Source organism: Nostoc sp. DedQUE07 (assembly GCF_034530975.2).
Classification (GTDB): Bacteria; Cyanobacteriota; Cyanobacteriia; order Cyanobacteriales; family Nostocaceae; genus Nostoc.
This window is the reverse complement of sequence record NZ_JAVRCC020000057.1, coordinates 1-12,400: the sequence shown is the minus strand read 5'-3', so window position 1 is coordinate 12,400 and position 12,400 is coordinate 1. Positions and strand designations below refer to the sequence as shown.

Here is a 12,400-nt window from a genome sequence, read left to right as displayed (position 1 = left end):
GGACTTTAAGAACCTACGAGACAGCTAACTGACTCAAGTCGGCTGGGGTAAGGTTGGAGTGTACTACTTGACCATCACGGAACCAAACGATGCGCTGGGTTTGACGGGCAACTTCTGGTTCATGAGTTACCATGACAACTGTAATTCCACTGGCATTGAGTTCGCCAAAAATATCTAAAACTTCTTGGGTTGTGCGCGAATCAAGTGCGCCTGTGGGTTCATCGGCGAGGAGTACTACGGGACGATTGACGATCGCCCGGGCGATCGCTACTCTTTGTTGTTGTCCACCAGATAGTTGAGTTGGTTTGTTGTTGAGGCGATTTGCCAAACCAACTCGCGTCAAGGCTTCTGTTGCGCGATCGCTTCTTTCTTTCGGATTCACACTAGCATAGACCATTGGCAACATCACATTTTCTAATGCTGTGAGTTGGGGTAATAAATGGAATTGCTGGAAGACAAACCCCAGCTTTTTATTACGGATGTGTGCCAAGGATTTATCATCCATTTGCGCCACATCAATATTATCTAAGTAATAATGTCCACCTGTGGGTCTGTCTAGACAGCCGATAATATTCATAGCTGTGGATTTTCCTGAACCAGACGGCCCCATAATTGAACAATATTCACCTTCGTGGATAGTCAAATTTACATCGTTAAGTGCTTTAACTTCAGTTTCGCCACTGCCATATACTTTAAAGATATTCTCCAAACGAATAATTGTTGATTTCGGGACGGGATTAGGAACTAGAGAATCGGTAATTGAAATAGTGTTTGCCATAAGGATTTAGTTATTAGGTGGTAGAGACGCAATTATAGCGATCGCTCAATTAGACTATAAGAAGCAGAAAAATTCTTCCTAGCTCTTGCTGTGATAACTCTGTAAGGTGATGTATTAGAGCAAATAAAAGCTAACTATTATCTAGCATACTGAAGGGGGTGCTTGTAGTGTTGTCATGTTTTAACGTAGCAGATTACTTTATCTGGTTAGCAAATGAAACAGGCTCTTTTATCAGTAATCTAAAGCTGCAAAAGCTTGTGTACTACGCTCAGGCTTGGCATCTTGCACTCAATGACACTCCTCTATTCCCAGAGGATTTTCAAGCCTGGATACATGGCCCTGTGATACCTGCGTTGTACCAGAAGTATAGGCTTTTTGGATGGCAACCAATTTTAGAAGATGTTAACCCAGAATTACCCCAAGAGGTTCAAGAGTTTCTAGATGAGGTTGCACACGAATACTTTGCTTGTGATGGTTATGAACTAGAGCAGATGACTCATGCCGAGACACCCTGGAATTTGGCTAGAGGAAATCTACCACTTGATGAAGCTTCCAACGAAGTTATTCAGAAACAGTGGATGAAGGAGTATTACGGATCTCGTGTCGAAGAAAAGGATTAAGAAGACTGAGATTGCCAAAGACGGCACATCAGGTATTAGAGCAACAAAGCTGAAGCCAACTCAAGGCATCAGCTTTTCGTTTAAATATTATCAGGACAGTAACAGCAAATTTTCTTGTAGCCAAAAAGAAATAATCTACTGGCTGACCTTGCTTGATCGGTTAAAAGCTCTATCTAGCCTAACGGCTCAAGAGTTGTTAGTAAATCGTAGCAGTACGCTCAGGTGTCATCCCATCAAGTGGGAAGATACCAGCGAGAGGGCATTTGGTTTGCCAAATGAAGAACAATTAGTTGACATACCATATCAGTTTTCCATCTCCTCAAATGAACATGGTAGGGTTCATGGGTTCTTTATTGACGAGATTTTCTACATTGTTTGGCTAGATTTAGATCATCTGCTGTACCCTGCAAAAAATTAAGGAATCATTGCTACCTTAATTACTTTACGCACCTTCATATCAGAAAACACCTGTTCTAAATCTTTTAATGGTCGTTGTTCGCTAATAAGTAACTCAAAGGGAATTTTACGACTAGCTATGAGTGCAAGGGCCGATCGCACATACTCTGGTGTATTATGAAACACGCCTTTGAGGGTAAGTTCGCTATAGTGTAGCTGTTCTGTACTGACGGTAATGCTGGTATCCCGTGGACATCCACCGAATAAGTTGACTGTTGCACCAGGACGGGCACAAGCGATCGCAGTTTCCCAAACACTTGGGACACCAGTAGCTTCAATTACTACATCTGCGCCCCATCCTTGGGTCAGTTCTTTCACTACACTGGGAATATCCGGGATTTGATGATAATTAAAGGTCTGGGTTGCACCCAATTTCTGACCAATTTCTAGTCTGTGGTTATTACCTCCCCACAGCAAAACCTCAGTTGTCTCACTCAACGCCGCCACAAACATCAACCCGATTGCCCCATCTCCTAACACGACTACTTTATCTTTGGGCTTAATATTAGAACGCGCTACACCATGCAACACACAAGCCAAAGGTTCCGTCATGGCTGCCAATTCCCACGGCAACTCATCGGGAATCTGCAACAAATTATGTTCTACTATCGGTGCAGGAATTTTCAAGTATTGGGCAAAAGTCCCATTATTCCAGGTCAAATTTGGACATAAAGAATATTCTTGACGTTGACAAAAAAAGCAATTCGTGCATGGAGCAGAATTATTAGCGACGATGCGATCGCCTACTTGCCAATTTGTCACCCCTGCACCCATAGCAACAATTCGCCCAGCCGCTTCGTGACCAAACAGGGTTGGCGGTATCAGCATCCTGGCATGACCACCACGCCGCCAGACTTTCAAATCTGTACCGCAAGTTGTTGCAGCCCCCACTTGGATTACAACCTCTCCAGCCGCCGGAGTAGGGTCAGAAACTTCCTCTAGACGTAAATCTTCTTGACCATAAAGTAACGCTGCTAACAAAACTTTAAACCTATTAACTAGCTCCATCCGATTTTACCAGTTGGCGCTTATTGATAGGTTTAAACGAAATCAGTATTGATTTTTAGTAAGTTTTATATATTGAAAAACTAGGTATTCACCGCTGGCTGGGGAACCACACCGGTGTTCCGGGTTTCCACATTAGGCAGGCGAGTAGCAGTTAACAGCGGTACTTCTTGTCGGCACGATAGGCAAAACCAATATAGTTCACCATGACGGGCATGACGCAGGAGGGAACCACCGCAGCATGGGCAAGTGTTGGCTCTCGTACTCATACCAATGTCCTCCTTAAAAAATTGTTGTTTTAAACTAAGTCAAAAAAGCAGTTGATTAAAACTGAATGTTAGCTGCATGAATGCGGCCATTCGATTCTATGCGGTCTTTTATAATTTGTCTGTAAACAGCTTCATATCCGTTAACCATTTGGCTAACGCTAAAGTTGTTTTCTACATGTTTTCGACAGGTTTGACGATTGAGTTCCAATGCTAGTGGAATCACTGCTGCCATTTCTGCGTAGCTATTGCAGATAAAACCTGTTTTACCGTGGGTAATAACTTCAGGTACGGAGCCGAAATTCATGGCAATTACTGGCGTACCAACTGCCATTGATTCAATCATTACTAAACCAAAAGGTTCTTGCCAGCTGATGGGGAAAAGAGTTATCGCAGCATTACCCAGAAGTTCAGTTTTTTGGGCGTGGTTAATTTCACCGAGATATTCGATTTGCTCACCATCTATGTGAGGGACAATCTCTTGTTCAAAAAACTCCGAGTTTTCTGCATCAACCTTTCCTGCCATCTTCAAGCGCCAACCACTTTGTTTAGCAATGGCGATCGCATGGTGCGGGCCTTTATCTGGCGAAAAACGGCCTAAAAATGCTAAATATGGATGTTCTAAGGGTTGAGCTACAAATGGGTAATCTGCTAGCTCAATTCCGTTATAAACCGTGCCAACATAATTAAGGTCAATTTGACGCTGCGAGTTACTAATGCTGATGTATGGTTGCTTTTGGTAGTAGCTAAATGCGTGACGGTTGTCAGTTGTAAAATTATTGTGCAGGGTGTGGACTGTAGCAGTTGCTGTTATCAAACTCGCTAAAGGTAACGCCGAAATCCCTACATGAGAATGGATGATATCGAATTGCTCGGCACGCTGGTAAACTTGGCTTAGTTCTAGCATTTCGTACACTGCATACTCTTTCACATTTTGGTCTAAGCGTAATGCACGTGGATAAACTGCTTCTAAGTTAGCCAAAGTTTGAGAATCACCAGAGGCAAATAAAGTTACTTCATGACCGCGACGAACAAGTTCATCAGTCAAGCGACTCACTACCAATTCTATTCCTCCATAATTAGGAGGTGGAACCCTTTCCCATAAGGGGGCAACTTGAGCGATTTTCATAAGTTTTTCTGGTTCAGTCGATGAAATTGTCCTCAATAATGAGCTAGATCATTATTTTATGAGTAAAGAGCATTTGTACTTACTCTTTTGACATTTAAATTAACCTTACAGGCTATCAAAAGCGCAATAAAGGTTAACCGTACCGCAAATTTTCTGCCAACAAATCTAACTGACTATCGGCAAAAGTCAACTCTGAGCTACACTTCTAACCGTATAGCTAACCTATTATTTGTTGCATCTGTCTTGGGGATCATAAAGAGGTAGAATGTTTTGTAGCAGAACTTACAAAATTGAATATTTGGTAGTTGACAATACTAAAATATTCAATGGGATCAAGCCATTAAAGCTTCATTTAAAGGTAATTGGGAAAAATAACAGAAAATATAAATATTAAGTAATTGTACAATAATTACATAATTTGTAATTAGTAATTTACAAAAATTCTGATATTAACTAATGAAAATCGCTACTTGGAACGTCAACTCAATTCGCACTCGCCTGGAACAGGTTATCGATTGGTTAACCCTAAATCCTGTTGATGTTCTCTGCTTGCAAGAAACCAAAGTTGTGGATGCTGAATTTCCGCGATCGCCTTTTGAGCAGTTAGGGTATAACCTTTATATGTCAGGGCAAAAATCTTATAACGGCGTAGCCCTGATTAGCCGCCAGCCACTTCTAAATGTCAGTAGCGGGTTTAGGGCGATTTTGCCAGATTTACATCACGAATGGGACGAGCAAAAGCGCGTGATTACAGGTGTAATTGATGGCGTGCGGATTGTAAACTTATATGTTCCTAATGGCGCAGCAGTAGGAACGGAGAAATACGAATACAAACTGCGTTGGTTAACAGCGTTACACGAGTATTTGCGATTGCTGGTGTTGTCAGAATCCGCAATTTGTGTGTGCGGCGACTTCAATATCGCCTTGGAAGATAAAGATATTCACGAGCAAGTGAGTACAGAAAATCACATTATGGCAACAGAAACAGAGCGCCAAGCCTTACGGGATATTCTGAAATTGGGATTTGCCGATGCTTTTCGCAAATTCACCACAGAGGGTGGAAATTATAGTTGGTGGGATTATCGCTCCGCCGCTTTTCGTCGTAACTTAGGTTGGCGAATTGACCACCACTATCTGACACCCGTGCTATATGAGCGTGCTACAAGTTGCATTATTGATGTCGCACCCAGAAAGTTAACTCAACCTAGCGACCATGTGCCAGTTATTGTGGAATTTTAAATTGGGGGATTGGGGATTGGGGATTGGGGATTGGGGATTGGGGATTGGGGAAAAACTTGCTGTAACTTTTTCTATACTCCCTTATCCCTCATCTTCATACCCGATGCCCGATGCCCAATGCCCAATGCCCAATGCCCAATGCCCCATGCCCCATGCCCAATCCCCAATTAATCAATCAATTTAACGGCTGATATATATCCTCAGAACTGGGATTGAGATAAGGACGCTGCAAATCTATTAGATGCCGCGCAAAGTGTTGGTCAATCGTCCTCATCCGCTCCTCCATTGCATTTTTACCTTTTTGCCAAGCTTCCAACAAAGCATTAGCGACGATTTGGCAACGGTTCATCCCAAAACTTTCTTGTGCTGCAAATTTTTGGGTTGGTTCCTCAGCTAAACCTAACCCTGGAGCTAAAAATTTGGTAAACAAAGGAATTTCGGGCTGGAAATGAAATTGATTTTCGATATAAACAGTCTGAAGGATTTTGCGGATTGCTGGATAGTCGGGGAGTTCAAAGTAAAGTAGCCCCGAATCATAGCGTCCGTATGCAGAGGGGTTGTGGAGAACTTGAAAGCTAAAGGGAATCGAGGCTGCATTTAGTTGCAGCGTCAAGCTTTCCATGAGAGCGATCGCACCAGATGCCGTAAAGTTAAAGTAGATTCGCCCTGCTCCTAAATCGGCGTCTGGGTTGCTTTGCCGTTCCTGTCCAACATTGCTAACTGCTAAGTAACAGCCATTTTGCAGTCGATTTTTGGGCATCCAGATTGCTACCATATCACCCACTTTGGTAGATTTCTTACTGGATTCTAGATGACAATCTGGCTCAACATAAAGTGTTAAACCGCCTTTAGTCACAGCCATAGTCCCATCAGGTTCTTTCCGCAACACCTGCCATCGAGGGTCAAAGTAACCTATGCCGTGATTACTGGCGTGCAGTTGCTCGTAAAAGTCCCAATCAATCTCCAAAATAGAATTATCTGCTAAATTATGCTTTTGCGGTTGATTAGTATTATCAGTATTGACTGCCAAAGTACTTTGCAGTGAGCCATTGTAATAGATTCCATAGAGAAAATTTCGCAGCAGGAGAGTGAGATACTTCTGTTGTAAATCTACGGAATTTTGCTGAAATCTATCGGCTATTTTAGTCGGCAGAGCAAAGGGTTGATAATTGGGATGGTAAATACAAAAATTAGACTCAATCTGGATATTCTGAGCAATATCAAATAGAGAATTTAACGATTGATTGATAGAGGAATTTAGCATTAATCCATTCAGAAATCAAACTGTAATAAAATAGAATTCAGGAGTCAGGAGTCAGAATTCAGAATTGTGTGTTCTGATTCAAATTGTTCTACTCCCTACTGCTAACAACCACGCAGCCGAGTTTTCTCGTAATAAATCCGAAGTAACTGCTGCTCTTTGACAGGCTGAGGAAGTTTATGAATCTTTGCCACAGGATTCAGGATTTCTGACTCTGACATCCCGAAAATAGTCAGTACAGCTTGCTCTGGCATTACAAGTAAACTTTTAGCTACTTGCAGCATACAGAGTTCAGCATTATTAAAGTGTTTCCGGCACGTAATCATCTCCTGAATTTGATGAATTAGTGCCAGCCCCGCAAACTGGATAACGCGCGAAATAAAGTCACTTCGGTATTCCAAAATCATCGGGAAAGCATTTATATAAGCCCTAATTAAGGCAATAATTGAAGGTTGTAAAATCTCTAACGGTGTTAACGCCAAATGTAGAGATTCTTCTAACTCAATGGTGGGGTCTACTACCAGACTCTTAAGCCAAATTCCTAAATAGCTTGCCAGTAAAGTTCCTAAATCAAAGGCTGGGTCTCCCCAAGAACAAGCTTCCCAGTCAATTAGTCGTATAAGACAATTGTCTAATTGCTCCCATCTGGAATGAACCAAAATGTTGTTCAATTTCAGGTCGTTATGAGTTAAACAACAAGGATTCCAGCTATATGCCAAATCTGCGATCGCAGATGACAAACTCTCGTACTGTTGATAAAGAACATAGAATTTTAGTGCATCCGTGGGAACGGTCGCAAAAATCTCCGGCCCAATCGACCCTACCCCTTGCGCTGGATTGTAAAACCCGTAGCGAAACTCTCCTTGGGGAGCAGTTGCCATAAAATCCTGATATTCTCGGCGATTGTAGGTGGCGCGATGCAGTCCCGCCAAAGTTATGCCGATGGCAGAAGCAATTTCTTGTGGAAAAATCTCATTGTTGTGGTATAATTCTGCAAGCTCTAGATATTCATTCAAGTAGCTACGGACAAGAATTGAATTTTCTTCGTCAAAATGCACTACCAATGGCGCAATTGCTGAAGTATTACCTAGAACTGGAAACTGTTGTAACAACTGGTGAAACAGCCACTCCTGAAACAATTCATGAGGCGCGCCGTCATTGTTGTTAACGTTACGTTCTTGTTTAATCAGCAGTTGGTGATTATCTGCTAAAGTCACTAGTAAATTGAAATTGTTCTGACTACTTCCTGGCAACTCAGATTTGTCTGATGGGCCATCTTCTGAGCTACACAGACCCGCGTCTTGCAGATACTGGATAACGTTATGAGAAGACAGTGATAATACCATGTATTATTTCCTACTTCATTAAATTACTTAAACTTATCGTGTCAAATTTGCTTGGTCTTAAGAGTTTTAGTAGATAGGAACTAATGCAAGAAGAGAGATGTGAATAAGAATAAAGATTTCTACAATCTACTAATATCTCATATTTTGGAGAAAAACTTGCCAAATTGGCACCAAGTCCTTTGCGATTCCTTTAAAATTGGCTGCCAGATACCGTGACATCTTTACACTTTATCAGCATAGTTACTTAGATACATCTAGAGTAGGTTTTGTGGTAGAGCCTTTTTTTGTGGCAAAGAAGCATCCCCAGCAAAAAACTGATTGGTAGCAGATGTTGTTTGATGTTTAGTAGTCATCTTGAAAGCAGCGAAGAATTTCAGTAATCCTTCGCGGTACGAAGCACGTGATTCAACAGTATTACTTTTATTTATCATCACAAAGCCAAAAAAACCGGAGTTTTTTAGCAATTAGTAATTATTTTTTGATTTAATTTTCAGAATTGATGTCTGGAAAGCTAGTTATCACGTTATTTTCGTCACCTACAAATTGTAGATGACTATGGGCGATCGCAAACAAAGCCTACATGAGCACATCTTATGTAAGTGTACTTTTGTCAAGCTTGAAACACGGCATTTTTCAAGTATGATTTGTGATTACTAGTTGGCGGATAACTTTTAAAACTTTAACCTGAGAATGCACAAGCCTACTTTGAATGGAACGCGTTGTTAAAACCGGATTGGGTTGGCGTATTGGCTGGAACCCCGATACACCTGAGTTTAAAGGTTTAGTTGGTACAGATGATTGGGCAATTGAGTTAACCGAAGCCGAGTTAAATGATTTTTGTCGTCTACTAGCACAGCTAGCAGACACCATGAAGCAACTCGCAACTGAATTGATGGAAGAGGAAAAAATTACTTGTGAAGCCGAAAGCGATTTATTATGGATGGAAGTGGAAGGCTATCCTGATGATTACAGTCTGCGCTTCATCTTGAATACAGGGCGATGTGTAGAAGGTAAATGGAATGCTTCTGCTGTTCCAGATTTACTGCAAGCTAGTGGGATGCTTAAGGTTTTTTAAAATTGCCTCTTGATTATCCTACAGTTTTGCTATATAATAGGAATTCTGACCGGGGCGTAGCGCAGCTTGGTAGCGCGCCACTTTGGGGTAGTGGAGGTCGTGGGTTCGAATCCCGCCGCTCCGATTGATGATAAGCCATACCTGCTAGTCTTTTTCAAAGATTAGCAGGTTTTTTCATAGCTTTTTCCTGAAAAAACCTAACCGAACAGTAAATAGGGATGTTATACCAATTTGAAAAATGATTGCGACAGATGGAAAACTGAAACACTTATCCAATGGATGTTTCACTATCCAAAATCTAAAATCCAAAATGGTATTACCCGCACAATCAAATTTTGTCAATGATAAGTAATTAGGCGGACTTAATATAAAATCTCTAGCAGATTAGTAGGTAGATTGGCATGAGTGAAACTACAGAAACGATTTTCAGCAAAATCATTCGTCGGGAAATTCCCGCTGATATTGTTTATGAGGATGATTTAGCCCTAGCATTCAAAGACATCCATCCCCAAGCGCCCGTTCACATCCTCATCATTCCCAAAAAACCCATTGCAACACTAGCTGAGGCTGAATCTGAGGATCATGCTGTGTTGGGGCATCTTTTGTTAACTGCTAAACGTGTTGCAGAAGAAGCTGGATTAAAAAATGGTTATCGAGTTGTCATCAATGCTGGTGATGACGGGGGTCAAACAGTCGATCACTTACATTTGCATATCTTGGGAGGACGGCAGTTAAATTGGCCTCCTGGTTGATTAGAGGCAGGGGTAGGGTAAAAGGTACAAACTGAGTCAAATTGTGGGCAAAAGCACCCCTTTGCCCCTGCTTTCTAGTATCAAGGATCGTAGTGCCAAATTCTGGCAGCGCGTTTTCACTTGACTGTGCGGTAGTGTAAAAACAGATCGCTTCCAACCTGACGAGTTTCTATAAGTTCTAGATGAGGAGCAGCATAGGGAAGAAAACCCTCTCCTTCCACTGGGCTAGGGGCGTGCTTTCCCCCAAAAATGAGCGGCCAAATGGTCAACCACCAATCGTCAATTCGCCCTGCCTGAACTAGAGCAGCTGTTAAAGAGCCACCTCCCAAAGCAACAACTTTGCGAATACCCCGCTCTGCCATCAAGGTGTAGGCCCGATCCCAGTCCAGGTCTGTATCTCCCAAATCAATTAATTCAGCCAGTTTTTGCAAAGTTGTTGTATCAGAACTGCGCTCTAAAGCAGTCCGTGTGGTAAATATCCATCGCTCAATGTCCTGACTCAAAAAAGGCAAGTCCGGCGATAAGTTAAGGGAACCTGAAACAACACAAGTAATCGGCTGAGGAGACTGGCCGCGAACCTCACGTGCTGCCAACAGTTCGCGATCGCTAATTGTAAAGGCTCCCCCCTCAGCCCGAATTGTCCCTGCTCCTACCAGCAATAGATCGGCAAGAGAGACTTGATACTCCAAGTGTGCATGATCGACTACATTGGGTTCACGAGGCGCTTTCGGATCTACGGCACTAATTTTTCCATCGGCCGTCATCGCCAGAACCACAGTTGTTTGGATGGTTGACATGATTATGTTGTAACGATTCTTTATAATTTTACCTTTTTGAATCCTCTCCATACTTGAGAGTGAATAGTTGTTGCATTGTGCTTTAAATCACTTTGTTAAGTATGGCTCAAGGTGGTAAAAAACTGTTGTTGAATGATTCTCTCTACACAAGAGTTTTTTTACGCCTTAGAAACTATCATGCCTAACCACATATCTGCAATCGTCGTATTTGTCTTAATTTTAATTTTGGGGTTTGCATCTCCAGTTCAAGCTGCAACTCCCCGTTCAAGTTGGGTGGTGAATGAAATTTACCAATATAATCATCCCTTTGCTTCTCAATTGCCTCAAGAACTGGCAACGAAAATGCAAAAGATGACAGCTAAAGATAGCTTTTTCACTTTTTATCGGGGGACGGCTCACATTTTTTATCGTGATATGCAGACTTTACCAAGTTCACGATTTGTAAACTCTTCAACCTCAGCCATCTGGTTAGAAGGAGATATGCATCTGCAAAATCTTGGAGCGATAAGAGATAGCAAAGACAACAACGTTTTTGACACCACCGACTTTGATGAAGGCTATCTTGGCCCTTACGTTTGGGACTTGCGACGGATGGCAATCTCTATTTTGTTGGTAGCTAAAGAGAATGGTTTTAATTCAACGGATGCTGAGGATGTTGTGCGAAACTTCTTGGATGCTTACCTCAACAAGATGAATGACTTTAAGGGAAGCAATGATGAACTGTCATACCGTTTAGAATCCAGCAATACGAACGGTGTAGTCAAAGATTTGATTCAAAAGGCATCAGATAAGAGCCGTTCTAAGCTTTTAAAAAAGTATACAGTGCTAAATAACAGTAACAATCGTCTCTTCAAGACAGCCTCAGAACTCCAGCCTGTATCCAGCAGCACCTATTCTGATATTGCTGGGGCTATGAGCAGCTATATCGCCTCAATTCCTATCAGTAAGCGCTACAACGACAGTTACTATACCCTCAAGGACATTCGGCTTAAATTAGGTTCAGGTGTTGGTAGTCTTGGGAAGTACCGATATTACTTGCTGATTGAGGGGCCAAGTTCAGCAACCGACGACGATCGCATTTTGGAGATGAAACAGGAAGGCAGTAGCGCAGTGGCGATCGCAGTTCCAGGTCTGCTGCCAAGTTCAGTCTACGGAAACCAAGAAGGGGCAAGGGTGACAATCACTACGAAAGCGATGTTATCCAATCTCGATCCCTTGGTTGGTTATACTACTGTCAGTAGCATCCCCTTTATGGTGCGTGAAAAATCACCCTACCAAGTGGACTTTGACTATAAGTTGTTAACCAGTAAGTCAAAATTCATGGATGCGATGGGGTACGCAGGGAAGGTGGTTGCCAAAAACCATGCAATCTCCGATCGAGACTATGATGCTGCGATTATTCCTGTCAGCGTTGACAAAGAAGTAACTGATATTGTAAGTGGTAATAAAGCTATATTCAAAGACGAAATTTTTAACTTTGCTGTGGATTATGCAACTCAAGTCGAATATGACTACAGGAGTTTTATAGATGCTTATAAACAAGGGGTAAAACTCTACTAGAACATCAAATAATTGCTCTAATCAATTCACCTGATTGTACATCAGACTTGCCTTAAAAATAGGGACTGGGGACTGGGGACTGGGGACTGGGGACTGGGGACTGGGGACTGGGGACT

Annotated in this window: 14 protein-coding genes and 1 tRNA gene; 7 read left to right on the top strand and 8 right to left on the bottom strand. The window is 42.1% G+C overall.

Annotated elements, in window-relative coordinates:
- Window positions 1-13: 13 nt before the first annotated feature.
- Window positions 14-778 carry an ABC transporter ATP-binding protein gene (locus tag RMZ95_RS28665; RefSeq protein ID WP_322674853.1) on the bottom strand — a complete coding sequence of 255 codons (765 nt, stop codon included), beginning with the start codon at window positions 776-778 and terminating at the stop codon, window positions 14-16.
- A 167-nt stretch (window positions 779-945) separates the two neighbouring features.
- On the opposite strand from RMZ95_RS28665, the gene RMZ95_RS28660 reads away from it, so the two are divergent.
- Together RMZ95_RS28660 and RMZ95_RS28655 are read left to right on the top strand one after the other, a co-directional pair.
- Window positions 946-1,398, top strand: coding sequence for a Panacea domain-containing protein (locus tag RMZ95_RS28660; RefSeq protein WP_322674854.1), 453 nt, complete (start codon window positions 946-948; stop codon window positions 1,396-1,398).
- Window positions 1,379-1,816, top strand: coding sequence for a hypothetical protein (locus RMZ95_RS28655; protein WP_322683684.1), 438 nt, complete (start codon window positions 1,379-1,381; stop codon window positions 1,814-1,816). Before RMZ95_RS28660 ends, RMZ95_RS28655 begins: the two co-directional genes overlap by 20 nt.
- On the opposite strand, the gene RMZ95_RS28650 is transcribed toward RMZ95_RS28655, so the two are convergent.
- From RMZ95_RS28650 to RMZ95_RS28640, 3 genes are all read right to left on the bottom strand, one after another.
- Window positions 1,813-2,835 carry a zinc-dependent alcohol dehydrogenase gene (locus RMZ95_RS28650; RefSeq protein WP_322683862.1) on the bottom strand — a complete coding sequence of 341 codons (1,023 nt, stop codon included), beginning with the start codon at window positions 2,833-2,835 and terminating at the stop codon, window positions 1,813-1,815. The genes RMZ95_RS28655 and RMZ95_RS28650 overlap by 4 nt on opposite strands.
- 107 nt (window positions 2,836-2,942) lie before the next feature.
- Window positions 2,943-3,128: a hypothetical protein gene (locus RMZ95_RS28645; RefSeq protein ID WP_104909358.1), complete on the bottom strand. Its 186-nt coding sequence runs from the start codon at window positions 3,126-3,128 to the stop codon at window positions 2,943-2,945.
- A 55-nt stretch (window positions 3,129-3,183) separates the two neighbouring features.
- Window positions 3,184-4,254 carry a glycosyltransferase family 4 protein gene (locus tag RMZ95_RS28640; RefSeq protein WP_322683683.1) on the bottom strand — a complete coding sequence of 357 codons (1,071 nt, stop codon included), beginning with the start codon at window positions 4,252-4,254 and terminating at the stop codon, window positions 3,184-3,186.
- A gap of 456 nt (window positions 4,255-4,710) precedes the next feature.
- Between RMZ95_RS28640 and xth the strand changes: the two genes are divergently transcribed.
- The gene (gene xth / locus RMZ95_RS28635; protein WP_322674857.1) at window positions 4,711-5,493 is read left to right on the top strand and encodes an exodeoxyribonuclease III; all 783 of its coding nucleotides are present in this window, start codon (window positions 4,711-4,713) and stop codon (window positions 5,491-5,493) included.
- 175 nt (window positions 5,494-5,668) lie between these two features.
- Here the strand turns inward: xth and RMZ95_RS28630 are convergent, their stop codons facing one another.
- The 3 genes from RMZ95_RS28630 to RMZ95_RS28620 all read right to left on the bottom strand — a co-directional run bounded on the left by RMZ95_RS28630 (window position 5,669) and on the right by RMZ95_RS28620 (window position 8,531).
- Entirely contained in the window at window positions 5,669-6,757 is a 1,089-nt protein-coding gene (locus RMZ95_RS28630) for a T3SS effector HopA1 family protein (RefSeq protein WP_322683682.1), read from the bottom strand.
- Between the two features lie 101 nt (window positions 6,758-6,858).
- The gene (locus RMZ95_RS28625) at window positions 6,859-8,100 is read right to left on the bottom strand and encodes an aminoglycoside phosphotransferase family protein (protein ID WP_322683681.1); all 1,242 of its coding nucleotides are present in this window, start codon (window positions 8,098-8,100) and stop codon (window positions 6,859-6,861) included.
- 254 nt (window positions 8,101-8,354) lie between these two features.
- Window positions 8,355-8,531 carry a hypothetical protein gene (locus RMZ95_RS28620; RefSeq protein WP_322683680.1) on the bottom strand — a complete coding sequence of 59 codons (177 nt, stop codon included), beginning with the start codon at window positions 8,529-8,531 and terminating at the stop codon, window positions 8,355-8,357.
- 278 nt (window positions 8,532-8,809) lie between these two features.
- On the opposite strand from RMZ95_RS28620, the gene RMZ95_RS28615 reads away from it, so the two are divergent.
- The 3 genes from RMZ95_RS28615 (at window position 8,810) to RMZ95_RS28605 (ending at window position 9,927) form a co-directional block, all read left to right on the top strand.
- Window positions 8,810-9,175 carry a DUF1818 family protein gene (locus RMZ95_RS28615; RefSeq protein ID WP_322674860.1) on the top strand — a complete coding sequence of 122 codons (366 nt, stop codon included), beginning with the start codon at window positions 8,810-8,812 and terminating at the stop codon, window positions 9,173-9,175.
- Window positions 9,176-9,225: 50 nt separating this feature from the next.
- Window positions 9,226-9,299 (top strand) — tRNA-Pro (locus RMZ95_RS28610).
- A gap of 277 nt (window positions 9,300-9,576) precedes the next feature.
- A complete protein-coding gene (locus tag RMZ95_RS28605; protein ID WP_322674861.1) occupies window positions 9,577-9,927 on the top strand; it encodes a histidine triad nucleotide-binding protein in 351 nt (116 codons plus the stop codon).
- A gap of 116 nt (window positions 9,928-10,043) precedes the next feature.
- On the opposite strand, the gene RMZ95_RS28600 is transcribed toward RMZ95_RS28605, so the two are convergent.
- Window positions 10,044-10,724: a RibD family protein gene (locus RMZ95_RS28600; protein WP_322683679.1), complete on the bottom strand. Its 681-nt coding sequence runs from the start codon at window positions 10,722-10,724 to the stop codon at window positions 10,044-10,046.
- A gap of 132 nt (window positions 10,725-10,856) precedes the next feature.
- Here RMZ95_RS28600 and RMZ95_RS28595 point away from each other — a divergent pair, with 132 nt between their 5' ends.
- Window positions 10,857-12,284, top strand: a complete 1,428-nt coding sequence (locus RMZ95_RS28595) for a DUF2252 domain-containing protein (protein ID WP_322683678.1) — start codon at window positions 10,857-10,859, stop codon at window positions 12,282-12,284.
- Window positions 12,285-12,400 lie beyond the last annotated feature (116 nt).

What these genes read in the sequence shown, in the direction of transcription:
- xth (WP_322674857.1), top strand. Translation starts at nt 4,711, where the DNA reads ATGAAAATCGCTACTTGGAACGTCAACTCAATTCGCACTCGCCTGGAA.
- RMZ95_RS28665 (WP_322674853.1), bottom strand. Translation starts at nt 778, where the DNA reads ATGGCAAACACTATTTCAATTACCGATTCTCTAGTTCCTAATCCCGTC.
- RMZ95_RS28620 (WP_322683680.1), bottom strand. Translation starts at nt 8,531, where the DNA reads ATGATAAATAAAAGTAATACTGTTGAATCACGTGCTTCGTACCGCGAA.
- RMZ95_RS28640 (WP_322683683.1), bottom strand. Translation starts at nt 4,254, where the DNA reads ATGAAAATCGCTCAAGTTGCCCCCTTATGGGAAAGGGTTCCACCTCCT.
- RMZ95_RS28600 (WP_322683679.1), bottom strand. Translation starts at nt 10,724, where the DNA reads ATGTCAACCATCCAAACAACTGTGGTTCTGGCGATGACGGCCGATGGA.
- RMZ95_RS28605 (WP_322674861.1), top strand. Translation starts at nt 9,577, where the DNA reads ATGAGTGAAACTACAGAAACGATTTTCAGCAAAATCATTCGTCGGGAA.
- RMZ95_RS28645 (WP_104909358.1), bottom strand. Translation starts at nt 3,128, where the DNA reads ATGAGTACGAGAGCCAACACTTGCCCATGCTGCGGTGGTTCCCTCCTG.
- RMZ95_RS28630 (WP_322683682.1), bottom strand. Translation starts at nt 6,757, where the DNA reads ATGCTAAATTCCTCTATCAATCAATCGTTAAATTCTCTATTTGATATT.
- RMZ95_RS28595 (WP_322683678.1), top strand. Translation starts at nt 10,857, where the DNA reads ATGATTCTCTCTACACAAGAGTTTTTTTACGCCTTAGAAACTATCATG.
- RMZ95_RS28615 (WP_322674860.1), top strand. Translation starts at nt 8,810, where the DNA reads ATGGAACGCGTTGTTAAAACCGGATTGGGTTGGCGTATTGGCTGGAAC.
- RMZ95_RS28625 (WP_322683681.1), bottom strand. Translation starts at nt 8,100, where the DNA reads ATGGTATTATCACTGTCTTCTCATAACGTTATCCAGTATCTGCAAGAC.